General features: G+C 59.3%; 25 protein-coding genes, 3 tRNA genes and 1 pseudogene. 11 read left to right on the plus strand and 18 right to left on the minus strand.

What is annotated here, in order from left to right; genetic code table 11:
• Positions 1–4 precede the first annotated feature (4 nt).
• On the plus strand, positions 5–1,252 hold the full coding sequence (locus tag AC244_RS03570; RefSeq protein WP_053247399.1) for a GGDEF domain-containing protein: 1,248 nt from the start codon (positions 5–7) through the stop codon (positions 1,250–1,252).
• A gap of 15 nt (positions 1,253–1,267) precedes the next feature.
• Here AC244_RS03570 and AC244_RS03575 read toward each other — a convergent pair whose 3' ends face one another.
• On the minus strand, positions 1,268–1,729 hold the full coding sequence (locus tag AC244_RS03575) for an Lrp/AsnC family transcriptional regulator (RefSeq protein ID WP_025427034.1): 462 nt from the start codon (positions 1,727–1,729) through the stop codon (positions 1,268–1,270).
• A gap of 155 nt (positions 1,730–1,884) precedes the next feature.
• Between AC244_RS03575 and ald the strand changes: the two genes are divergently transcribed.
• Complete coding sequence (gene ald / locus AC244_RS03580; protein WP_053247400.1) at positions 1,885–3,003, plus strand: alanine dehydrogenase; 1,119 nt, start codon at positions 1,885–1,887, stop codon at positions 3,001–3,003.
• 42 nt (positions 3,004–3,045) lie between these two features.
• Here ald and AC244_RS03585 read toward each other — a convergent pair whose 3' ends face one another.
• The 5 genes from AC244_RS03585 to AC244_RS03605 all read right to left on the minus strand — a co-directional run bounded on the left by AC244_RS03585 (position 3,046) and on the right by AC244_RS03605 (position 6,841).
• Positions 3,046–3,513 (minus strand): DUF1203 domain-containing protein, encoded by a 468-nt coding sequence (locus AC244_RS03585; protein ID WP_053247401.1) that lies wholly within the window; start codon positions 3,511–3,513, stop codon positions 3,046–3,048.
• Between the two features lie 91 nt (positions 3,514–3,604).
• The gene (locus AC244_RS03590) at positions 3,605–4,168 is read right to left on the minus strand and encodes a GNAT family N-acetyltransferase (protein WP_053247402.1); all 564 of its coding nucleotides are present in this window, start codon (positions 4,166–4,168) and stop codon (positions 3,605–3,607) included.
• A 4-nt stretch (positions 4,169–4,172) separates the two neighbouring features.
• Positions 4,173–5,027 (minus strand): 3-mercaptopyruvate sulfurtransferase, encoded by an 855-nt coding sequence (gene sseA, locus AC244_RS03595; RefSeq protein ID WP_053247403.1) that lies wholly within the window; start codon positions 5,025–5,027, stop codon positions 4,173–4,175.
• A 15-nt stretch (positions 5,028–5,042) separates the two neighbouring features.
• Complete coding sequence (locus AC244_RS03600) at positions 5,043–5,792, minus strand: alanyl-tRNA editing protein (RefSeq protein WP_053247404.1); 750 nt, start codon at positions 5,790–5,792, stop codon at positions 5,043–5,045.
• An 8-nt stretch (positions 5,793–5,800) separates the two neighbouring features.
• Positions 5,801–6,841, minus strand: coding sequence for a cysteine synthase A (locus tag AC244_RS03605; protein WP_053247405.1), 1,041 nt, complete (start codon positions 6,839–6,841; stop codon positions 5,801–5,803).
• A gap of 320 nt (positions 6,842–7,161) precedes the next feature.
• On the opposite strand from AC244_RS03605, the gene AC244_RS03610 reads away from it, so the two are divergent.
• Positions 7,162–8,004, plus strand: coding sequence for an SDR family NAD(P)-dependent oxidoreductase (locus AC244_RS03610; RefSeq protein ID WP_053247406.1), 843 nt, complete (start codon positions 7,162–7,164; stop codon positions 8,002–8,004).
• Here the strand turns inward: AC244_RS03610 and AC244_RS03615 are convergent.
• The 5 genes and pseudogenes from AC244_RS03615 to AC244_RS03630 form a co-directional block, all read right to left on the minus strand.
• On the minus strand, positions 7,992–8,318 hold the full coding sequence (locus tag AC244_RS03615; RefSeq protein WP_053247407.1) for an SMR family transporter: 327 nt from the start codon (positions 8,316–8,318) through the stop codon (positions 7,992–7,994). The genes AC244_RS03610 and AC244_RS03615 overlap by 13 nt on opposite strands.
• Positions 8,305–8,676, minus strand: coding sequence for an SMR family transporter (locus tag AC244_RS03620; protein ID WP_053247408.1), 372 nt, complete (start codon positions 8,674–8,676; stop codon positions 8,305–8,307). The genes AC244_RS03615 and AC244_RS03620 overlap by 14 nt, the downstream gene beginning before the upstream one ends.
• Before the next feature lie 81 nt (positions 8,677–8,757).
• Complete coding sequence (locus tag AC244_RS03625) at positions 8,758–10,011, minus strand: SAM-dependent methyltransferase (RefSeq protein WP_053247409.1); 1,254 nt, start codon at positions 10,009–10,011, stop codon at positions 8,758–8,760.
• Positions 10,012–10,151: 140 nt separating this feature from the next.
• Positions 10,152–10,447, minus strand: a pseudogene (locus AC244_RS38745) (FAD-binding domain-containing protein); the annotation flags it as partial.
• Between the two features lie 58 nt (positions 10,448–10,505).
• Positions 10,506–10,580, minus strand: a tRNA-Asn gene (locus tag AC244_RS03630).
• 149 nt (positions 10,581–10,729) lie between these two features.
• Between AC244_RS03630 and AC244_RS03635 the strand changes: the two genes are divergently transcribed.
• The 3 genes from AC244_RS03635 to AC244_RS03645 all read left to right on the plus strand — a co-directional run bounded on the left by AC244_RS03635 (position 10,730) and on the right by AC244_RS03645 (position 12,430).
• A complete protein-coding gene (locus AC244_RS03635; protein ID WP_414735877.1) occupies positions 10,730–11,023 on the plus strand; it encodes a hypothetical protein in 294 nt (97 codons plus the stop codon).
• A gap of 354 nt (positions 11,024–11,377) precedes the next feature.
• The gene (locus AC244_RS03640) at positions 11,378–12,079 is read left to right on the plus strand and encodes a thermonuclease family protein (RefSeq protein ID WP_053247410.1); all 702 of its coding nucleotides are present in this window, start codon (positions 11,378–11,380) and stop codon (positions 12,077–12,079) included.
• A gap of 277 nt (positions 12,080–12,356) precedes the next feature.
• Positions 12,357–12,430: transfer RNA gene (locus tag AC244_RS03645), tRNA-Cys, on the plus strand.
• Positions 12,431–12,574: 144 nt separating this feature from the next.
• On the opposite strand, the gene AC244_RS03650 is transcribed toward AC244_RS03645, so the two are convergent.
• Complete coding sequence (locus tag AC244_RS03650) at positions 12,575–13,129, minus strand: hypothetical protein (protein ID WP_053247411.1); 555 nt, start codon at positions 13,127–13,129, stop codon at positions 12,575–12,577.
• Positions 13,130–13,876: 747 nt separating this feature from the next.
• On the opposite strand from AC244_RS03650, the gene AC244_RS03660 reads away from it, so the two are divergent.
• From AC244_RS03660 to AC244_RS03670, 3 genes are all read left to right on the plus strand, one after another.
• Positions 13,877–14,230, plus strand: a complete 354-nt coding sequence (locus tag AC244_RS03660; RefSeq protein WP_053247413.1) for a TM2 domain-containing protein — start codon at positions 13,877–13,879, stop codon at positions 14,228–14,230.
• The gene (locus tag AC244_RS03665; protein ID WP_053247414.1) at positions 14,227–14,568 is read left to right on the plus strand and encodes a hypothetical protein; all 342 of its coding nucleotides are present in this window, start codon (positions 14,227–14,229) and stop codon (positions 14,566–14,568) included. Before AC244_RS03660 ends, AC244_RS03665 begins: the two co-directional genes overlap by 4 nt.
• Before the next feature lie 400 nt (positions 14,569–14,968).
• The gene (locus AC244_RS03670) at positions 14,969–15,301 is read left to right on the plus strand and encodes a hypothetical protein (RefSeq protein WP_053247415.1); all 333 of its coding nucleotides are present in this window, start codon (positions 14,969–14,971) and stop codon (positions 15,299–15,301) included.
• 120 nt (positions 15,302–15,421) lie between these two features.
• Here the strand turns inward: AC244_RS03670 and lexA are convergent, their stop codons facing one another.
• Positions 15,422–16,141, minus strand: coding sequence for a transcriptional repressor LexA (gene lexA / locus AC244_RS03675; protein WP_053247669.1), 720 nt, complete (start codon positions 16,139–16,141; stop codon positions 15,422–15,424).
• A 180-nt stretch (positions 16,142–16,321) separates the two neighbouring features.
• Between lexA and AC244_RS03680 the strand changes: the two genes are divergently transcribed.
• On the plus strand, positions 16,322–16,561 hold the full coding sequence (locus AC244_RS03680; protein WP_053247416.1) for a hypothetical protein: 240 nt from the start codon (positions 16,322–16,324) through the stop codon (positions 16,559–16,561).
• Between the two features lie 48 nt (positions 16,562–16,609).
• Here AC244_RS03680 and AC244_RS03685 read toward each other — a convergent pair whose 3' ends face one another.
• The 5 genes from AC244_RS03685 to AC244_RS03700 all read right to left on the minus strand — a co-directional run bounded on the left by AC244_RS03685 (position 16,610) and on the right by AC244_RS03700 (position 18,809).
• Positions 16,610–16,897 (minus strand): hypothetical protein, encoded by a 288-nt coding sequence (locus AC244_RS03685; RefSeq protein WP_053247417.1) that lies wholly within the window; start codon positions 16,895–16,897, stop codon positions 16,610–16,612.
• A 461-nt stretch (positions 16,898–17,358) separates the two neighbouring features.
• Positions 17,359–17,502: a hypothetical protein gene (locus AC244_RS37405; protein ID WP_202596039.1), complete on the minus strand. Its 144-nt coding sequence runs from the start codon at positions 17,500–17,502 to the stop codon at positions 17,359–17,361.
• 180 nt (positions 17,503–17,682) lie between these two features.
• Positions 17,683–17,970 (minus strand): DUF4242 domain-containing protein, encoded by a 288-nt coding sequence (locus AC244_RS03695; RefSeq protein WP_053247419.1) that lies wholly within the window; start codon positions 17,968–17,970, stop codon positions 17,683–17,685.
• A gap of 357 nt (positions 17,971–18,327) precedes the next feature.
• Positions 18,328–18,492 (minus strand): hypothetical protein, encoded by a 165-nt coding sequence (locus AC244_RS37410; protein ID WP_202596040.1) that lies wholly within the window; start codon positions 18,490–18,492, stop codon positions 18,328–18,330.
• 227 nt (positions 18,493–18,719) lie between these two features.
• Positions 18,720–18,809, minus strand: a tRNA-Ser gene (locus AC244_RS03700).
• A 276-nt stretch (positions 18,810–19,085) separates the two neighbouring features.
• Between AC244_RS03700 and AC244_RS03705 the strand changes: the two genes are divergently transcribed.
• The gene (locus AC244_RS03705) at positions 19,086–20,117 is read left to right on the plus strand and encodes a septal ring lytic transglycosylase RlpA family protein (protein ID WP_053247420.1); all 1,032 of its coding nucleotides are present in this window, start codon (positions 19,086–19,088) and stop codon (positions 20,115–20,117) included.
• The last annotated feature ends 12 nt before the right edge of the window (positions 20,118–20,129 follow it).

Genomic DNA, 20,129 nt, shown 5'->3' on the forward strand with positions numbered 1-20,129 from the left:
CAGCATGCCCAACGCCAATCTCATTCTTTTCGTCGGCGAAGCACTGGTCTACGTCACGGCGATGATCTGGCTGTTGCAGCTTCGTGCCCGGCTCGGTCTCGGCGTTTTCGTCGCTGCCTTGGGTGTGATGCATTTCATCGAGACCTATCTGGCGGCGGTCTTTTACGTACAACTGCCGTTCGGGATCGTCTCGCCGGGATCGGTCGTGCTCTTTTCCGGCAAGCTGATGATCATCCTGCTGCTTTACGTGAAGGAGGACGCAGCGACCGTCCGCCAGCCGATCTATGGTCTGCTCGCCGGCAATTTGCTCACGGTCGTTCTCAGCTTTCTGTTGCGCCAGCACGAGACCGTCTCGATCGTCCCCGGTCGTTCGGCCGACATCGCCTTCATCGATGAGATGGGTGGGCTGATGGTGTGGGGGACGTTGATTCTCTACTTCGATACACTTCTGATCATCTTGCTCTACGAGCGTCTCGGCAGATGGTTGCGCCGTTTTGTAACTGTCCGCTTTCTCGTCTGCGGCGTCGTGATTCTGAGCTTCGATCAATTGGCCTTCTATGCGGCGCTGCACTGGCTGAACGATGCGCCGCTGGAGGTGCTCTGGGGCGGATGGATCGCGAAGATGCTGGCGGCAGCTTTCTACGCCATCGCTATCGGCCTTTACCTCAACGTTTCGCGCCATCCGTTCCTCGCTATGTCGGGCCGGCCACTCGGCGACGTCTTCAACGACCTGACCTTCCGCGAACGCTATGAGGACCTGCTGTCGCGGTCCGGCCAGGACACGCTGACCGGATGTCTCGATCGCAGCCGCTTCGATATCGAGGGGCCGCAGATGCTGCGCGCGAGCGCAGCCACGAATGCCGCTGTCAGCCTGCTGATCATCGATGTCGATCATTTCAAGGGCGTCAATGATCGCTTCGGCCACCAGCAGGGCGACCGTATCCTCCAGACGCTGGTTGAAGCGGTGAAGGCGAGCTTGCGCGCGGGCGACCGGCTCTTTCGCTATGGGGGCGAGGAGTTCGTCGTGCTGTGTCCGGGACTGTCGCATGCCGATGCGCTCAAACATGCAGAGGATATCCGGCATGCGGTGTCGACCCGCATTTCCACGCCCGATGGCAAGCCTGTGACAGCCAGCATCGGATTGTCGTCGACACCAGGTGATGGTGTCGCGATCGAGCACCTGCTTTCCCAGGCTGATCTCAGGCTCTATGCGGCGAAAGGGCGTGGCCGCGATTGCGTCGTCGGCCGCTAACGCAGTCCCAGGCGATCAGATCCCGACGTTCGGCCTGTCGATGACTTCGCGCAGGGAAAAGCTCGAGTTGATCTTGACCACATGGGGCAGGGCGGAGAGCCAGTCGCGATGGATGCGCTCGTAGTCCTGCAGATCCTTGGCCGCCACCCTCAGGATGTAATCGTACTCGCCCGACATCAGGTAGCAGACGAGAACATTGGGGCAGAGTTTTACCGCCGCCTCGAACTCTGCCAGCGTCTTCGCAAACTGCCCGGACAGGGAAATATGCACGATCACCATGATCTGGTAGTCGAGCGCCTTGTGGGCAAGGCGGGCATGGTAGCCGCTGATCGTGCCGGATTTCTCCAGGATATCGACCCGGCGCGAGCAGGCCGATGGTGACAGCCCCACCTTGGCTGCCAGATCGGCATTCGAAATCCTGCCATTCTGCTGAAGAATGCGCAGAATCGCATGATCGATGGCATCAAGTTCACTCATTCGCGATTTCCATCAATAGATCGGCCAATGGCGCAATACTCTTCGAAATTGATGCCTTTGCGGAGACATCTTTGCAAGGACATTCGTTTCGTCGCGTGTTTTGCTGAGTGGGTGCCAATGAGGCGAAACTGCCCACAACAGGAGAGGAACGCTCGATGCGTGTCGGTTGCCCGAAGGAAATCAAAAACCATGAATACCGAGTCGGCCTGACCCCCGGGTCGGTACGTGAATATGTCGCTCACGGCCACGAGGTTATCGTTGAAACCAAGGCAGGAGCGGGGATCGGCGCGGATGACGATACCTACCGTGCCGCTGGCGCGAAGATCGTCGCAACGGCAAAGGACGTGTTCGAAAAGTCGGACATGATCGTCAAGGTCAAGGAGCCGCAGCCTTCCGAATGGGCACAGCTGCGCGAGGGCCAAATTCTCTATACCTACCTGCATCTCGCTCCAGATCCGGAACAGACCAAGGGTCTTTTGAGTTCCGGCGTCACCGCCATCGCCTATGAAACCGTCACGGACGAGCGTGGTGGTTTGCCACTTCTGGCGCCGATGTCCGAGGTGGCAGGGCGCCTGGCGATACAGGCCGGTGCCGCGTCGCTGCAAAAGGCGAACGGCGGCCGTGGTATTCTGCTCGGCGGCGTGCCCGGCGTCCTTCCCGCCAAGGTCGCGATCATCGGTGGTGGCGTCGTCGGCCTTCACGCGGCTAGAATGGCCGCCGGTCTTGGGGCCGATGTCAGCATCCTCGATCGCTCGATCCCGCGCCTGCGCCAACTCGACGATATCTTCGGCGGCCGGGTCCACACCCGCTACTCCACCATCGACGCCCTCGAGGATGAGGTCTTTTCTGCCGATCTGGTCATCGGAGCCGTTCTCATTCCGGGCGCTGCGGCGCCGAAGCTTGTAACGCGGGAAATGCTGACCGGGATGAAGAAGGGTGCGGTCATCGTCGACGTCGCCATCGACCAAGGCGGCTGCTTCGAGACATCGCGCGCGACCACCCATTCCGACCCGACCTACGAGGTCGACGGCATCGTGCATTATTGCGTTGCGAACATGCCTGGCGCCGTCCCCGTGACATCAGCCCATGCGCTCAACAACGCGACGCTGCACTACGGCCTGCAACTGGCTGATCGCGGCCTGAAGGCCGTTGCGGAGGATCGCCACCTGCGCGCCGGACTCAACGTTCACCGCGGACGTGTGACCAACGCCCCCGTGGCCGAAGCGCTGGGTTATGACGCCTATGCGCCGGAGGCGATACTCAACGTCGCCTGAAACCTGTCATGGCACCGGTCCGGCCAAAGCCGGGCCGGCGCTTCAGGCGCGCTCAATTCTGCACTGATAACAATTGTTCTTGGCCGATCGTACATGCACGCTTGCCACCTCGGGCATGGCGAGCAGGGCCTGAGCGCGGGCTTCGAGCTGCTCGGTCGGAACCACGCCACCGGTCCCGTAGATGATGCGTTCGTTGCTGCCATAGCCGCGCAACAGATAGTCCTTGCTCGAATTCAGGATGGGCGGCCGTGCCGTGTCGCTATAGGCGGGGCAGGCGTCGGCATGCATGAAAACCGGGCCGGTCTCGGCGTAGGGCTGCAGCGACGCAAAAGGCCGTAGCGCGAAGACCAGATAGGCGTCGCCCGCCTCGACATTACGAAGGCAATGCCGGCAGGGCACGCCATCGCCGTCGGATATGTGCCGTTCCGGCGGGTTGCCATAGGCATCTTTTCCACCTTGTCTGAGGCGCTCGGCCTGATCGGTGGACATCGGGATATAGCGCAAGGCCATGGTGCATCTCCAGATCGTTTGGGATCATTCGACACACACTGTGCTCCGACCGATGCCGTGGCGACACCCGGAACTTGCCAATGCACTGAGGTCAGAGATTTTTCGCGAAGGCCAGCAGCTCTTCGTCCGTCAGTGGCTCGATGGTCGCTTCGCGGGTAGCGACAGGCGAGAATCCGAATTGCTGATAGAGCTGGAGCGCACGCGGGTGATCGAGATTGTTCGTCGTCACCGTTACCTTGCTCGGATTTAGCGTCCAGGCGGCAAACAGCGTTTGCAGCAGGAACCATTTTCCAAGGCCAAGCCCCAGGGCATGCTCCATCAAGCCGAAATGGGTGAGCTCGACGACGTCGTCCGCGGCCTGGTGGAGCTCGAAAAAGCCGGCAGGTGCGCCGTTGACGTAGAGCACGGTGACGCTTGTGCGTTTGTCGGCAAGCAGTGCAGCCAATTTTTCGTCGCTCATGCGGATGCGATCGGCCCAGTGCCAGCGTTTGCCGACGCGCAGATAGAGGAACCTGTAGTAGTTGAGCGGGATGTCGGACACACGCAGGATTGCGGTATGGATGTTGACGGGCATCGGCAAGCTCTGCTTGGGCGGTGCCGTCATTTCCAGTTCGGTGACATGCGCGGTCACGGAGGCGAGCTTGGGAGGGCGCATGATATCACTCGCTGCCGGTCACAACGGCGGTATCCGCGCGGCCACCCCATTCGGACCAGGAGCCGTCGTAGAGCGTATTGTCGGTATGGCCGAGGGATTGTAGCGCAAGCGTGATGATCGCCGCCGTGACGCCTGAGCCGCAGGTCGTCACCACGGGCTTGGAAAGATCGATGCCGGCATCGGCAAACGTCTTGCGCAGCGTATCGAGATCTTTGAACTTGCCGTTCTCGGAGAAAATGCCGGAAGGCAGGCTGTGTGCGCCCGGCATGTGGCCCGAGCGCATTCCTGCACGCGGCTCCGGTTCTTCACCGAGGAAGCGCCCGGCGCCCCGCGCATCGGCAATCTGGATCGTGCCGGACTGGACGATGTCCTTCATGCGCTCGAATGACGTTACCGCCGAGGGCGTGAACGTGACGTTGAACGTGACGGGCCTGGGCGAGGGCACTTTTGACGTCACCGGGCGTCCATCCTTCTTCCAACCGTCCATGCCGCCATCGAGCACATAGACGTTCTTGGCGCCCATGATGCGCAACATCCACCAGACGCGCGGCGCCGTCATGATGCCCGGGCCGTCATAAACGACGATCGTATCGCTCTCGCTGACACCGAGCGCACCGACGGCCTTGGCGAAGGCCTCCGGCGTGGGCAGCGTATGCGGCAGGCCGCTGGTGTGATCGGCGATCGTATCCTGGTCGAAGAACACGGCACCGGGAATGTGGCCGGCGTCGTATTCCGCTTTCGGGTTCCTGTTCTGCGCCGGCAAATACCAGGCGGCATCGAGGATGCGAATGGAGGGATCGTCGAGCCGCTGCAACAACCAGTCCGGAGAAACGACGAAGGCGCTTTTGCTGTTGGTCATGGTCGTATCTCCTGTTCAGATTGCCTGGCGGTCGTCTTGCGCGCCGAAGCGGATGCGGAAGCGGCGGTTTTCCTTACCCTTCTTCTCGATCTTGGCGATGTGGATCGCACCGACTTCCTGCGTTTCGGACACATGGGTGCCGCCGCAGGGTTGGCTGTCAATGGCTGAATTTTCGCCGATGCAGACAAGGCTGACGCGACCAAGGCCGACGGGCGGGCGGACGTTCTTCGATTTGACGATTCCGGGGTTGGCTGCAAGCTCCTCGTCGGTGATCCACTGCAGATAGACCGGGTGGTTCTCGTCGATAAGCTTCTTTAGCGCCGCCGTCACTTCGTCCTTGTCGATCGTTTCGCTCATGTCGAAGTCGACGCGGCTTTCGTCTTCGCCGACGGCTGCGCCGGTGATCGGGAAGGAACAGACCACGGAGAGCAGATGGCAGGCCGTGTGCATGCGCATCAGCCGGTAGCGGCGCGGCCAGTCGATATGCAGGACCAGCTTTTCGCCGACGGCTGGAGCGGACTGTCCCTCCGCCGGCACATGGATGATGATGTCCTTCGTGGCGCCGTGGCGTGCAACCGCAATGTCGATGCGGCTGCCATCGCTGCGCTCCAGGAAACCGCTATCGCCCGGCTGCCCACCCGACGTGGCGTAGAAGCAGGTCTGATCAAGCTCGATCCCGCCATCCTCCAGAATTCCGGTTACGCTTGCTTCGCAAGTCGAGAGGTAGAAATCTTCGCGGAAGAGGGCAGTCACGGTCTTGGTCATCGCAAATCTTATCCGACTGATTCGTATGGAACGGTGATGCTTGAAGACCCCTTCAACCAGGCCGGTACAGGCAGGCCCTTCGAGGCCAGGAAGTCCGGGTTGAAGAGTTTCGATTGATAGCGGTTACCATAGTCGCAAAGGATCGTCACGATCGTATGTCCCGGACCGAGCTCCTTGGCGAGCCGAACGGCGCCGGCAATGTTGATACCCGTCGACCCGCCGACGCAAATGCCTTCGCGTTCGATCAGGTCGAAGACCAGCGGCACAGCCTCGGCATCGGAGATCTGGTAGGAAAAGTCCGGCGTGAAACCTTCGAGATTGGCGGTGATGCGGCCCTGGCCAATGCCCTCGGTGATGGAGCTTCCACTCGCCTTCAACTCTCCGTGCGCGTAGTAATTGTAGAGTGCCGCACCGTCCGGATCGGCAAGACCGATCTTGATCGCAGGGTTTTTCGCCCGCAGGCCTTGTGCCACGCCGGCAAGCGTACCGCCAGAACCGACCGCGCAGATGAAGCCGTCTACCTTGCCGTCCGTATCACGCCAGATTTCGGGGGCCGTGGTCGCGACGTGGGCGTCACGGTTGGCGACATTGTCGAACTGGTTTGCCCAGATGGCGCCATTCGGCTCTGTCTTTGCGAGTTCAGCAGCCAGGCGCCCGGAGATCTTCACGTAGTTGTTCGGGTTCTTGTAGGGCACAGCCGGTACTTCGACGAGCTCTGCTCCAAGAAGACGCAGCGCATCCTTCTTTTCCTGGCTCTGGGTTTCCGGAATGACGATCACGGTCCGATACCCTAGCGCCTGGCCGACGAGGGCAAGGCCGATGCCGGTGTTGCCCGCCGTGCCTTCGACGATGACGCCGCCTGGTTTCAGCTGTCCGGCCTTCTCCGCCTCTCGGATGATCCAGAGTGCGGCACGATCCTTCACCGATTGTCCTGGGTTGAGGAATTCCGCCTTGCCGAGGATCGTGCAGCCGGTTGCCTCGGATACGGTCTTCAGCCGGATCAGGGGCGTATTGCCGATTGCTTCAAGAACGGACGGAAGAATGGCCATTTGCAGAACCTCGTGCTTGAGAACGGCCGCCGAAGCTGGCCGCGTTACCGAAGAAAAACGCCGAGTGGCCGGCGAACGTTGAGAACGATGCCGGATCGCCGAAATATTGGCGTGTTTTCGGCTCAGCCTGTTTCCCAGGCAAGAAATAGCGTTTCACCGCTGCCCTGTCCCGAACAAAAAACGTCTTCAAGGGGAAAGCTTAGGGTTGAGGCCGCTCTGGGTGTGCGCTGGTTATTGGAGGGGATTGGTCTGGGCCGGGCATGTCGTTGTCTGGCCCCTTGAGTGGAGCGTTCACACGGGTGCGCGCCGAGGTGTAGGCAATGAGTATGCACAGGACGAATTCCGGACATGGGTTGGCATGGGTAACGGGCGCGAGTTCGGGAATAGGTCGAGCGCTGGCACGGAGGTTGGTGCGAGATGGCTATTCGGTGGTCGTCACTTCCAGAAATCACGCCAAATTGGTGGCCTTGCAACAGGAGGCTGCCGCCGACGGTCGTATCATCGTTCTCGATGGTGATGTCACCGATCCGCAGGACATGGAGCGTGTGCTCGCATCGATCGAATACGACCATGGTGATTTGTCGCTGGCCGTGTTTACTGCGGATGTAACGATCCCGGTGCGAGGTGATGATCTGCATCGCGAGGCATTTGAGCGCAGCTTTGCGGTCAATGTGAACGGTGTCGTCAACTGTCTGCTGCCGGCTGTGGCCCACATGAAGGCCAGGGGGCATGGCCATATCGCCATCGTGTCGGGGGCTGCCGGTTATGGCGGATTGCCTGGCAACGCTGCCTATGGCGCCACGAAGGCGGCTCTCATCAACATGGCAGAGAGCCTGAAGTTCGATCTGGACCGGATCGGCATTCGCCTGCAAGTGATCAGCCCGGGGCTCGTCGACGCGACCGGCTCGGCTCGCCTCGGATTTCCAGGACCCGACGCGATCAGCGCTGATGAGGCTGCCGGACACATCGTTGCTGGCCTGAAGACGAAGCATTTCGAAATCAGCTTGTCGAAACGATCGAACGCCGTGGCAAAGCTATCACGATGGCTGCCCTACGGTGCCTACTTCGCGCTGGTAGACCGACTAACCCGGCAAAGGGTGGAGGGGCCATTATCGCCAGCCAAGCCCGCGAGCACCACAGAGCGGCCACATCAGGCCGTGTGAAGCACCAGGACTGCGCCGAAGATCAAGGCGAGGCCGACCCAGCCGATCGGCTTGAGCTTTTGACCGAAAAGCAGGCGGCCGCAGATGGCCGTGCCGAAAATCCCGGTCGCGCCGAGAACGGCATAGGCAATCGCAAGTTCCATGCCCTTAACCGCTTCTGCGAGGAAGGCGAAAGCGGCAAGCACCAGAACGATCGAAAGCGCCCCCCAGCCGCGGCGTGCAAAGCCATTCGATTTCGTTGAGGCGAGATTGGCCGCGACGTCGAGGACGCCGGCAATGACGGCAAAGATGAAGTAAAGGCTAGGCGCACTCATCGACGATGCCCTCTGCGGCGGAAGCTTCCTCGTCACGGTGCTCGCCCGCATTGACGAGCAGGATGCCGGCGACCGCCATCGACAGGCCCAGCATTTCCCGGCTGGTCAGCACATGGCCAAACACGAACACCGAAACAAGCGTGATGATCGCGACCCCGGACCCTTCCCAGATGGCATAGGCAACGCCGACGGAAATGGTCTTCACGGCCTTTGCGAGGAAAACGTAGGAGAGCGCGATGGAGACGTACATCACCACGTGACCGATATAGGAGCCATTGGCGGATGCGACCTTCATTGCCGTCAGGCCCGCCACTTCAGTCGCGATGGCAAGCGCCAGGAAAAACCATGCGAGGCGCATGAGGAACCTTCAAGAAGAAATCTGGATCGGTTGCCTAATAGGCGTTGTCGGGCGATCGGTAAAGCCTGCCGCGGCGGCGGCTTACTCGAAGACGATCTGGCGGACATCGATATTTCGTGCACGGAAGCCGGCTTCGCAGTAGTAGAAGTAGAATTCCCACAGGCGCTTGAAACGCAGATCGAAACCCAGTGGCTCGAGCTTGCTCCACACCGACCAGAAGCGCTGCCGCCATTCGCCGAGCGTGCGGGCGTAGTCGCCACCGAAGCCGAAATCATTGATCATGCGCAGACCGACGTTGCGCCCGAGATCGACCAGGTGCTCGCGCGTCGGCAGCATGCCGCCGGGGAAAACGTACTTCTGGATGAAGTCCGGATTGGACCGGTATTCCTCATAGGCTTCCGGCTTGATCGTGATGATCTGCAGGCCGGCCTTGCCGCCCTGCTTCAGGCAGCGCTTCAATTGCGAGAAATAGGTCGACCAGAATTTTTCGCCAACCGCTTCGAACATCTCAATCGAGACGATTCGGTCGTAAAGACCTTTCTCCTCGCGATAGTCCTGGAACTTCAGCTCGACGCGGTCGGCGATGCCGGCCTTGCGCATGCGTTCGCGGGCAAAGGCGAGTTGCTCGCGACTGATGGTCAGGCCGGTGACCTTGCAGCCGATCTCGATCGCGGCAAATTCTGCAAAACCGCCCCAGCCGCAGCCGATTTCAAGCACGTGGTCGCCCGGCCGCAGATTCGTTGCCTCGGCCAGTGCTCGATACTTGGCGGTCTGGGCCGACTGTAGATCGTTGGCGCCGCTTGCATAAAGCGCTGACGAATAGGTCATGCTCGGGTCGAGCCACTCACGGTAGAAGGCGTTGCCCAGGTCATAATGGGCGGAGATGTTGCGCTGGGCACCCGTCCTGGTGTTGGCATTGCGCCAGTGGAGGAATTTTTCCACCAGCCGCATCAGACCGCGCGCCCGGTTCGGGAATCTGTTGCCGATGTCTGCGTTGACAAGGAAAAGTTCGAGGAACGCGCCGACGTCGGGGCTGTCCCAATCGCCATCGATATAGCTTTCCGCAGCGCCGATGGTGCCGCCGGTGATTGCCCGGTGCGGAAGATTCCAGTTGTTCAGCGTCACGGCGGCGCACGGCCCCGGCACCTTTCCCTTGACCAGCAGTCGGCGGCCATTGGGCAGCACAAGCGCCAGCGCGCCGGCCTCGAGGTGAACGAGGCCGCGCAGCACCATCTGGGCCTTGAGCGGAAAGTCCTTCAGCACCTGTGAGAGATTTTCAGTCGAAAGGAGCTCGGCGTTGTCGAAATCGGCAAAGCAGGCTTCTGTGTCATGCATAAACCACCCTCCGGCAATCGTTGCATCCGTAACGTGAGCCTAGCGATAATCCGGCAAGAGGCCAACCACGGATTTGTACCGGCGGCGGTGCGATTGTAGCGATTTTTAGGTGGCGTTTCTGATTTCTTGAAACGCGGCCAGCGCGCAAAGGCGTGGTCGACGATGGGGGTAGGGTAGGTCACCCCAAGCGCGATGCCGGCCGCAGAAAGTGCGGCAGAGGGGGCAGAGAACGGCCGGTGGATATAGGGGCTTCAAGCTCGGCCAATTCCGGAACGAAGCGCTTCACGTACAGCCCCTCCGGATCGAACTTCTCGCCCTGAAGCACGGGATTGAAGATGCGGAAGAAAGGTGAGGCGTCGGCGCCGGACCCTGCCACCCACTGCGAGCTGGCGGCGTTCGAGGCCGGGTCTGCGTCCACCAGCGTGTCGCGGAACCATAGCCGCAAAATGAAAAAGAGCCATTCGGGCGTTACCGCGAATGGCTCTTTTAGAAACTGGCTCCCCGGGCCGGATTCGAACCGGCGACCTGTCGATTAACAGTCGAATGCTCTACCGCTGAGCTACCAGGGATCATCTGCGCGGTTTGTGTCCTGCAGAAGTGAGGCTGCTAATACAAATGCTTTTCCGATTTGCCAAGCGGTTTTTTCAAAAAAAGTGACAAGTTTTGTTGCGAGCCTGTGGAGAAGCCCCCAATTGTGGGAAACGCAGCCGGATAGGGAATGATGAATAAAAACAGAAAACAGACGCATTTCGGCATAGATCCGCATACCCGGCAGATCGTGCTGGGCAAATGGCGCCTTACCCTGCCGGAATCACCCCTGCTGCGCATGCTGGTCGGTGGGCTGTTGGTATTCGGCGGCTTTCTCGGTTTCCTACCGGTGCTCGGCTTCTGGATGGTGCCTTTGGGACTACTTGTCCTCTCGCATGATATTCCGGCGGTTCGCCGCCTCCGGCGCAGGTTCGCCGTGTGGTGGGCGCGCCGGCGCAACGGCACGGACGCCTCGAAGAAGTGATGATTCTCTTGTGATGGCGGCCCACGTCGATGTGGCGTCGCACTACATGGATGCAGACCTGTCCGGGCGAGGGAGGGCGAGTCTGGCCTATCGGCTCGTCCACACCGTTTCATGGTGGTGGAGTTTGCTTGGAGGGCAGTTTGCCTTGCCGCCGATAGAGCTCGTGAACATTGCCGCTGCTTTGCGGTGACGATCTGAGCGTCGCGCCTACGGAGTGAAAAGGCCGTGGATCGTTATGTTCCGTTGCGCCATCCCAAAAGTCGTGCACTCGAACTCCCGCTTTTGGGCTGTCGTTGAAAACCATTCGGCAACGGATCGGCAGCATAATGCCGGCCGGATCAAGGATGGGACAGAATGGGTAAGGCCACGACAAGCCGCGGGCGTCGCCGCGGCAGCCGGACAAAGAAGCAGGGCGGCATGCTGCCCTGGTATCTCGCTGCTGTGCTGACAGTCGGTGGCGTCGTTGCCTATGACCACCGCGGACAATTGCCGGATCTGCCGGGCGTTTCGGATGTGTTCGCATCGGCACCCAAGTCTGCATCGACATCCAGAGCGGAAAATCGGCCGAAAGCACAGGTTCGTGCCGCCGTTCCGCCGGCCGCACACAAGACGAAGCCTGTCGACGGACCGATACCCGCAGTCAATGTCGGGTTGGCCGCGCCAACACCGATTGAGCGCCCCGTCGCGCAGCCAGCTGCTCTCCGGGCCAAGGCGAATCAGTTCTATTTCTGCGGTATCCGCAACGACAACTGCGTCATCGACGGTGCCACGTTCCGCTATCAAGGTGAAGCGATCCGCGTCGCCGATATCGACGCCCCGCGAATCAAGCAGGCAAGTTGCGATGGCGAGCGCACACGCGGCTTTTACGCCAAGCAGCGATTGCGTGAACTGTTGAATTCTGGAGATTTCAGGCTGATCGAAGCGATCGGCAGGGACGACGACAAGACCAGCGAGAAGCTGCGCGTGGTGATGCGCGACGGCCGTTCGCTCGGTAACATTCTCGTCTCGGAAGGCCTGGTTCGCCCTTGGAAGGGACGGTCAACGCCGTGGTGCTAGATCCTGGCGAAAGCGCCTCAGCGGCTGTGTAGGCGCGATCCGGCGCTGCGGCGGCCGCCTGTCTTGTCGTTCCACTCGGTGTTTGCGTGGCAATACTCTGGCCATATGCGTTTCTCCTGAAAAAGAGGATAGGGCAGGGTATGCAACCGCAATCCACAGAACGGAATGGAAACGCTTGTTCGGAATGAAAAAAGGATCGCATTCAGAATGAACCCCCTTGCACTCCGTCTATATTCATTCTAAACGCTCGCCACGACTTGATAATCTCAGTCGGTGAGGCCTCGTGGCGGAGTGGTGACGCAGAGGACTGCAAATCCTTGTACCCCGGTTCAATTCCGGGCGAGGCCTCCAAAGATTTTCACCAATGATTTTAATGTGTTGATCTTGGCAACGGTGCAACAAATGCACCTTTCCATGTTGCAACTGATTTCCGTTGATTTTCAATGGCTACCGCGAAGACACGGCGACTCCACGCGACATGAAACGTGACATGGCTCATAGAGAGTCGACAACCTTGGCCTTTCGCGGCTTCCTCTTGACCGGCTTGCGTTTTGGCGCCGTCTTTGTTCGAGTTGCCCTTGTCTCCGCTTCTCGCTTCTTTCGCAGTTCTTGATAGAGCTGTTCCAACTCCCGATACGCTTCGAACATATCGGCCTCGCCCCTACGCTCTTGCGTCAGTTGGTTGAGAAGGCGAGACGTCGCAACTTGCAGCGATCCATCCATCATCTGGCGCATTACAAGCCGCCTCTGACCCTCGAAGGAATCGTAATCATCGATTCGCTCGTGATCGAGGCGCAGCGCCGCCGCCACAGAGTGAGATGAGGCGAATCGCCCGGCCTTCTCATCGAACTCGATCGCCGCCTTCAGGACGTCATTGCATTGATCGATTATGTCGTCAGGTCGTCCGGCACCTCTGACGACGCGGATGATATTCGCGGCCAGGGCGCGCAGCCTAGAATCCACTGTCTCCTGGAGCCAATTCGCATCGATTTGCTGCTGCGTGTTTTCGGCGACAACTGTAAACTTCGGCCGATCACTCTCGTCGCTCATGAAAAATCCCGCCCCTTCAACCAGCAAAAGGGCAGGATGATTCCGTTATCGCGGTCTGGCAACGCCTTCTAAAGGAGGCCTGCGGCCCTGTGGGCGTCTATAAGGACTTCGTCCATCTCCCGTTCCCCCATCATGCCCCGTGGACGGTAGCGTAATCGTCGTCCTTGCTGATGATCCCGATCGCCCGCGGCTTCAGCCGCTTCGTGTATTCCAAGCGACCATTCCACCGGCTTTCAGCGCGGTAGCAGAAGCCTGGAACCGTCTTGTCGTCTACGCGCTCCAGCCAGAGGATAATAAGAGCATTGAAGAGACGACGGCGCAACAAGCAGGCCGCACTAGGATCGCGACAGCCAAGGCAGCCCGTACCTGCAAAAACGGAACGAATGTCCGAAGCCGACCGTATTCGAGAGAGGCTCTATCTGGAGAGTCTCCGCACGCGGAAGTCACCAAGCCCGCCGAAGCGTGGACAGTGAGTTACCGTGCTGCGGCGCTCGCTTTGATTTACGGTTTGATTAAAATTCAATCAGCGCGTACATTGGCGCTATACGGTCCCTCTCGCCATTGACCACGGATGTACTGGCGGCGGCGGGAGGCGACCACGGAAGGTCGGGTTCGCCCCGGCCTTTTTTGTTGCCCACTGCTGATCCGTGATGCCGCCTCCAATTTAGGCCAAGCTAAATAAGGCTTGACTGTAACGTGCGTTGTGAGAGCATGCACCCTCATGGTTGTACGGCGTTGGGGGCAAGCATGGATCTTTCTACTGCAGAGCAGCTATTGATCGAGCAGAGGGTGACCAACGATGCGAAGTCAATCGTCGTTGCTTACCTGCTTTGGTTTGTCGGTGGCGGCATCGGCGCGCACCGTTTCTATATGGGGTGTGTTGGAAGCGGCGCCGGCATGCTTGCCCTGCTCGTATTAGGCGCCGTTACCGCCGGCATCGGAATCGGGGCTCTGTTCATTGTCGCTTTGGGTGTATGGCTGCTAGTCGACCTGTTCCTCATCCCCGGTATGATTCGGCAGCACAAGGACGAGGTTCGGAACAGCTTCGGCAAGCAGGTGTTTGCCGATCGCCCCCTGGCACAGGAGAGGGCTGGACGATGAAGCGGTTTGTGAAATACGCAAAATCAGTTTGTCTTTCGGCCTCTTTGACATTGTTTTGGGCCAACCAAGCATTCGCGTTCACTCTTACCCGCCGTATAAGAGTTCCGGACTGGATGGACATTTATCTGGTCGAGCTTCTGGTTGCTGTCCTATTCAGCTACCTGGCACTGATGGTGACGAAACCGCGCGGCGTGCCTGTTAATCAGCTTTATCGAGTGCATCTTCCTCCCCTCGCAAACTTCTTTCGCGTCCTCTTAATCACCATGTACATGATGATGATGGGTATGTTCTTTGCTGGGATGTTCTTAAGTCGGTACGCAGAAGCCACTATGCAGTAGCAAATATCGGCTACATTGCCGCTGTCCAGTCACGCCGCCGATCGCTCCTGCTGGTCTGCCTCTTTCGCAGCCCTCATGAACCGCTGAGCGGCGCCGTAGGAGATCCCGCTCTTCCCTCGATCCCATAGCAGCGAGGCAGCGACCCACGCCGCAGAGCAGTCGCGGTCGGTTACTGTTTTCAAAGCGCAATTCATTTGAACTCGGTTTGCTCGCCGCCTGTGGGCAGCGGACAGCCGTCAGTTCACACGGCCTGCCAAGGACACACCCCGAAATGGTGAATCGGCTGGTATTGTCAGTGCAAGGAATATTGTCTCTAGACGGGTTCGGGAATGAATATTCCGGCGGCGCGACCCGTACAGGTAGCGTCAAACAAAACCGAAAATGGAGGAGATGATATAAAATGAAATGTAAGATCGCCCTGACTGCTCTTGCCGTTCTTGCCGCGTCGACAGCCACCGCAAGCGCTGAGGATCTCGTCTTTCAGCTGAAGAACAAGACGGAAGCGGTTCTGACGAACTTCTACACGTCGCCGGTCGGTGTTGATCAGTGGGAAGACGACGTCTTCGGGCGGCAGGTGCTCAATCCGGGCGAAAGCATGGAAATCACCATCGCCGACGGACGCGATGTCTGCAAATACGATATGCGCTTTGAATTCGAGGAAGGTTCCGGTCTCGACACGACCGAAGACACGCAGGATCTCTGCGAACTGGGCGAGTACTCGATTCACCAGTAATATTTTTCGAGCGTGCAAACCGCTCGATTTGACGATGCCCGTCTCGCTACCTCCAAGGTGGCGAGACGTTCAAGGAAGAGGAGGGCTGGCCAGCACGAAGGCGGCTGGCCTGAGAAAGGCTTAGTGGTAGCGGCGGATCAATCCAACGAGCTTGCCCTGAATCTTGACGCGGTCGGGGCCGAAAATACGCGTCTCGTAGGCCGGATTGGCCGCCTCGAGGGCAATCGACGCGCCCTTGCGCCGGAAGCGCTTCAGCGTTGCTTCCTCATCATCGACGAGCGCGACGATGATGTCGCCGGGATTGGCCGAGGTGGCATTGCGGATGATCACCGTGTCGCCATCGAAGATGCCGGCCTCGATCATTGAATCGCCCTTCACTTCAAGGGCATAGTGCTCGCCGCTGCCGATCATATCGAGCGGAACGGAGATGTCGTGAGTGTTGTTCTGTATCGCTGAGATCGGAACGCCGGCGGCAATGCGTCCCATAACCGGAACCGAGACGGAACTGTTGTCAGCAACCGGCGGCGCTTTCGCAGCGGCGGGGGCAGGGGCCGGCGGTTTGCCGAGGCTGCCCTCGATGACGCTGGGGGAAAACCCGCGACGGGGTTGGGTGCTTGCCGCATAGGCTTCCGGCAGCTTGATGACCTCGAGCGCTCTGGCGCGGTTGGGAAGACGGCGTATGAAACCGCGTTCCTCCAGTGCCGTAATCAGCCGGTGAATGCCCGACTTTGAGGCCAGGTCGAGTGCATCCTTCATCTCGTCGAAGGAGGGCGGTACACCCGATTCCTTCATTCGTTCGTGGATGAAAAGAAGCAATTCTTGTTGCTTGCGGGTCAGCATGGCAAGTCGCTCCAGAAGCGTGAAACAAATCAAGAACAGACACTATCTGTTCCATATGTGTTCCGCAAGTGCCTAAAATTCCGTGAATGTAGGATCAAACGTGCCCGCATCGGCCAACTAGACGCTGCACGTGCCGCAAGGCGCTGATATGCCTCGTTCCGTTTACGCAATGAGGGTGCAATGAAGAAGCTGATTCGAATCCTGCTGACGATCGTTGTCGCCGCGACCGCGGTCCTTGGGTTTCGCTGGTATCAATATGTGGACAACAAGGAGAGCCCGTTCGACGAAGTCGGCATCGCGTTGAATGCAGCAATGCCGGGGCCGATCAATCATTGGGGTTGTGACCGGCTAAAGCTTACCTTTGGCAACGGACTGCCGCCGCACGGTTGCGCCACCGTCGATGGAGCGAAGTGGAAATAGTCTGGCGTTGAGCGATTGCTGGGCGGGCGTCGCGACGGAGAGGGTGGTTCAAGCCGGCTGCGTGGCGGAACAGGCGTCCTCGAACTCCTTGACGGTTTCAGCCGAGTTGTCCTCCGGTAGGACGGCGTCCGCCGCGTCAGTCGCTACGGGCGTGTCGCCTTGATAGACGAAGGACTGGATATAGTAGGCGATCGTCCCCTTCCAAACATTCCGGCCATCGATCTGCTGGCAGGGGACGGCCGATTCGAAGTCGGCTTGCAGGTCGTCGACCGTGGCAGCGCTGAGGGCGATGTTAGGCGATGCGATAATCGAGGCGATAAGCAAGGCTGCAAGCACGGTGAACGTCCGCTAGATCAGAGTGGTGCCGATAGTTTGGTTAACGATGTGAACCGCGCTTTCGTTCCGAAGTCCAGCAAGCATGCCGGGCACTGTGCCGTGTTCAACAGTTCTTTATGCAAGGCGGCGATGGTTGCTCAGGCTGTGGCGGCGAAAGCACAAAGATTCGCGTGAACAGGCTGTGTTTCGGCGTTCTCGATCTTCCGGCGTCTACCACATGCGGCGTATCGACGGCCGATCAGACTTTGCAGCAGAGATGGGAAACGACTGGCCAGTGCCGCCGCCCGCAACGATCTCTGCATCTCCGGGGGCACGCGACTTTCAAGCGTGCTGGGGTTCTCATCTATTCTTGGTCGGGGGACCAGCCGCCCAGGGTGTGCGGAGACGTGCGCACCCCAGTCCGACTGGCCACTGCCAAAACTCTCCAGACTATTTGGTTCGAGAGGCTAGAGGTGATCGTCCTACTTCTTGTCTTTCTTGCCGAGCGAAAAGCTGCTGCCTGCCAGCTTCACCTGTGAGCCTTCTGTCGCCACGGCGGCTTTGACGGCCTTGTCCTTCTTGGGTTTTCTAACCTCGCGGTTACTTCGCACTTGACCCTTTGCCATGATCGTCTCCTTGAAAAGGTGTGCCGGGGAACCCTCATGGGCGCCGATGACCGGCGGACTAGCCTGCATTGGTACCGCCGGAAGTCAATGACGGCGCTTGGGGAGCATTGGCCCGGGCGGGCGGTTCGGGCTTGCAATGAAGCCGATGTTCCGCCCATGGTGATTATAACACCGCTTCGGCTATTTGCCGCGCCCTTGAGATGCTGTCGAAGGCCCAATCACGGCGGCGACTTCCGTTATCCTGTTGGCCGGAAACCCGCTTCGTTCGGCGTGTTCGCGAATGACGTCGGCGCTCGGCGCTTCGTGGACGCAATAGATCTTGTCGCCGGCGACATAGCTCGTGATCCATGTGTATGGCACGCCGAGATCGGCGACGACAGCATTGGATTTCGCCGACAGTGCACAGAGGTCGTCCTGACTGAGCTTGTCAGCTCCTTGCACGTCGCGTTCGATGATGAAAGTGGGCATCGCTCAGTTCCTTGACTGTTGGATGACCGATACATCAAGCCTCGCTAATAAAATGGGAGTCAATGCTTGCGATTGGACGCAAGGTGATTTGCATGCAGCATCGCGTCGGACAGCGGCAGTCCTTGCCTCGTTTCGGCTAGCGGACCAGAAGGTGCGCTTCGGAGGTTTGAAGCCAGCGAAAGCAAATGTCTGAAGGGTCTTGCGCGAACCACGACTTTCCGCACGCATTATGGTCTGCAGATCGAGGTGCACAGATGCCTGTCCGGAGCCGGGTCTACAGGGGGAATCACGCAGCAGGTCCGAAGCGCTACCGCGCCCTTGGTGCGTCATATTTGATCCGCGCTGCTGTCATGAAACTCAGTAGCTGAGACGGAAACCGCCGGGACTTGCCGCAGACGGATCGGGTACCGGCAACGGGCCCTGCCATTGGGCGTAGGTCGTGTTGGCGCCGCCGGTGCTTGCGCATCCGGAAAGTGTCAGAAGAGCGAGAAAAGCGGCTGTCGTCAGACATTTAAGAGGCATGGTTTTCTCCAGTTGTGGGAGATTGCCCAGGCCTCGATGGGCCAGAATCAGACTTTCCCTCAAAACATCTGGGATGGCAAGCGAACCCCGCTCCAGCCTTGCCAATGCACGCGCTAATGCTTGGTGCGATGATGGTGCGTTGCACGCAAGACTAGCAATCATGCGCCATTGGAATATTCACCTGGCAGTCCAACCCAATAGCGGATGGCGAAAAATGAAACAGCTGATGGCGGAGGAGGTGGGATTCGAACCCACGGTACGCTTTCACGCACGCCGGTTTTCAAGACCGGTGCCTTAAACCGCTCGGCCACTCCTCCGGGCAGGGCGTTATTGCGCGAAGCCTTGCCGCTTTGCAAGATTTAACATGCGCGGGCGGCAAGATTTTCGCGGCGTATCCGCTGCCCACCCCGTCGCGATAACCATTCGTAAACCATAGTTGGAGATTTCGGGCGGGCGGCCGTTCGCCGGTTCGCAATTTTGCCTTGTTGCTGTCATGATTAATCGACTGTTCCGTTTCGGGACGCCGAGATTTCCGCTGGGGGCAAGAGTGGAAGGTTTCGAGTACGGCTTATTCGAATGATGTTGTGGGACAGATGTCATCCAGTAAAAATGCGGCATATCTGATCAAGGGACTGCGCCTTGCGGCGGTTCCCGTGCTTTGCGCAACGCTCACGGCTTGCGGATCCACGTCCAGTATCAAGAAGAGCAAGCCGAGAAGCAAAGAATACTTTGCCGAGTCGGTTTATGGTGTGAAGGCGAGCCCCCGTGTCGCCACCGGCAAGAATATCCCGAAGGGCGGCGGCCGATTCCAGGTCGGTAAAGCCTATCAGGTCAAGGGCAAGTGGTATCAGCCGAAGGAAGATTTCGGCTACAACAAGACCGGTGTCGCGTCCTGGTATGGTTCGGCTTTCCATGGTCGCCTGACCGCCAATGGCGAAGTCTATGATAAGCTCCATCTTTCGGCTGCCCATCCGACATTCCCGTTGCCGAGCTATGCGCGCGTAACGAACACCGAAAACGGCACCTCCGTCATCGTGCGGGTGAACGATCGCGGTCCTTACGAATATGGCCGCATCATCGATGTGTCGTCGAAGACGGCGGATCTGCTCGATATCAAGCAGAAGGGCAGTGCCAAGGTTCGGGTGCAATATGTCGGCCGCGCACCGCTCGAAGGCAACGACATGCCGTATCTCATGGCGTCCTATGTCACGAAGGGCGATCGCAGCCCGGGCGTTATGCCGGAAGGCCAGATCGCGACCGGCGTGATGGTTGCCTCGAATGAGCCGATGCGCAACCAGCTGGGAACGCTGACCATTCCGCCGAAATCGTCGCTCGATACCGGTGGCCCGGTGACGGCGCTTGCAGCGCCTGTCCCGCAGTTCGCTGCACCACAGTCGCTGAACGAGTTCGTCATGCTGCCGGAGATCGGGCCGATACCGCGCGAGCGGCCCGAGTATATCCCGATGCCTGACGGCAATATGGCCTATGCGGCCGCCTATGTGGAAGTACGGGTGAGCGATGCCGAATCGCCGTTTGAAGCGATCATGGTTGAGACCAATCCGCTTACGCCTGAATCCATCGTTGCCCATGCGAAGCGTCAAGGCAGAACCGGTTCGATCAGGTAGATCGGGACGTTG

Source organism: Ensifer adhaerens (assembly GCF_001270265.1).
GTDB classification, from domain to species: Bacteria; Pseudomonadota; Alphaproteobacteria; order Rhizobiales; family Rhizobiaceae; genus Ensifer; species Ensifer adhaerens_B.

Excerpts from the sequence above, each read along its gene's own strand:
- AC244_RS03570 (WP_053247399.1), top strand. The coding sequence starts at position 5 with ATGCCCAACGCCAATCTCATTCTTTTCGTCGGCGAAGCACTGGTCTAC.
- AC244_RS03575 (WP_025427034.1), bottom strand. The coding sequence starts at position 1,729 with ATGAGTGAACTTGATGCCATCGATCATGCGATTCTGCGCATTCTTCAG.
- ald (WP_053247400.1), top strand. The coding sequence starts at position 1,885 with ATGCGTGTCGGTTGCCCGAAGGAAATCAAAAACCATGAATACCGAGTC.
- AC244_RS03585 (WP_053247401.1), bottom strand. The coding sequence starts at position 3,513 with ATGGCCTTGCGCTATATCCCGATGTCCACCGATCAGGCCGAGCGCCTC.
- AC244_RS03590 (WP_053247402.1), bottom strand. The coding sequence starts at position 4,168 with ATGCGCCCTCCCAAGCTCGCCTCCGTGACCGCGCATGTCACCGAACTG.
- sseA (WP_053247403.1), bottom strand. The coding sequence starts at position 5,027 with ATGACCAACAGCAAAAGCGCCTTCGTCGTTTCTCCGGACTGGTTGTTG.
- AC244_RS03600 (WP_053247404.1), bottom strand. The coding sequence starts at position 5,792 with ATGACCAAGACCGTGACTGCCCTCTTCCGCGAAGATTTCTACCTCTCG.
- AC244_RS03605 (WP_053247405.1), bottom strand. The coding sequence starts at position 6,841 with ATGGCCATTCTTCCGTCCGTTCTTGAAGCAATCGGCAATACGCCCCTG.
- AC244_RS03610 (WP_053247406.1), top strand. The coding sequence starts at position 7,162 with ATGAGTATGCACAGGACGAATTCCGGACATGGGTTGGCATGGGTAACG.
- AC244_RS03615 (WP_053247407.1), bottom strand. The coding sequence starts at position 8,318 with ATGAGTGCGCCTAGCCTTTACTTCATCTTTGCCGTCATTGCCGGCGTC.
- AC244_RS03620 (WP_053247408.1), bottom strand. The coding sequence starts at position 8,676 with ATGCGCCTCGCATGGTTTTTCCTGGCGCTTGCCATCGCGACTGAAGTG.
- AC244_RS03625 (WP_053247409.1), bottom strand. The coding sequence starts at position 10,011 with ATGCATGACACAGAAGCCTGCTTTGCCGATTTCGACAACGCCGAGCTC.
- AC244_RS03635 (WP_414735877.1), top strand. The coding sequence starts at position 10,730 with ATGATGAATAAAAACAGAAAACAGACGCATTTCGGCATAGATCCGCAT.
- AC244_RS03640 (WP_053247410.1), top strand. The coding sequence starts at position 11,378 with ATGGGTAAGGCCACGACAAGCCGCGGGCGTCGCCGCGGCAGCCGGACA.
- AC244_RS03650 (WP_053247411.1), bottom strand. The coding sequence starts at position 13,129 with ATGAGCGACGAGAGTGATCGGCCGAAGTTTACAGTTGTCGCCGAAAAC.
- AC244_RS03660 (WP_053247413.1), top strand. The coding sequence starts at position 13,877 with ATGGATCTTTCTACTGCAGAGCAGCTATTGATCGAGCAGAGGGTGACC.
- AC244_RS03665 (WP_053247414.1), top strand. The coding sequence starts at position 14,227 with ATGAAGCGGTTTGTGAAATACGCAAAATCAGTTTGTCTTTCGGCCTCT.
- AC244_RS03670 (WP_053247415.1), top strand. The coding sequence starts at position 14,969 with ATGAAATGTAAGATCGCCCTGACTGCTCTTGCCGTTCTTGCCGCGTCG.
- lexA (WP_053247669.1), bottom strand. The coding sequence starts at position 16,141 with ATGCTGACCCGCAAGCAACAAGAATTGCTTCTTTTCATCCACGAACGA.
- AC244_RS03680 (WP_053247416.1), top strand. The coding sequence starts at position 16,322 with ATGAAGAAGCTGATTCGAATCCTGCTGACGATCGTTGTCGCCGCGACC.
- AC244_RS37405 (WP_202596039.1), bottom strand. The coding sequence starts at position 17,502 with ATGGCAAAGGGTCAAGTGCGAAGTAACCGCGAGGTTAGAAAACCCAAG.
- AC244_RS03695 (WP_053247419.1), bottom strand. The coding sequence starts at position 17,970 with ATGCCCACTTTCATCATCGAACGCGACGTGCAAGGAGCTGACAAGCTC.
- AC244_RS37410 (WP_202596040.1), bottom strand. The coding sequence starts at position 18,492 with ATGCCTCTTAAATGTCTGACGACAGCCGCTTTTCTCGCTCTTCTGACA.
- AC244_RS03705 (WP_053247420.1), top strand. The coding sequence starts at position 19,086 with ATGTCATCCAGTAAAAATGCGGCATATCTGATCAAGGGACTGCGCCTT.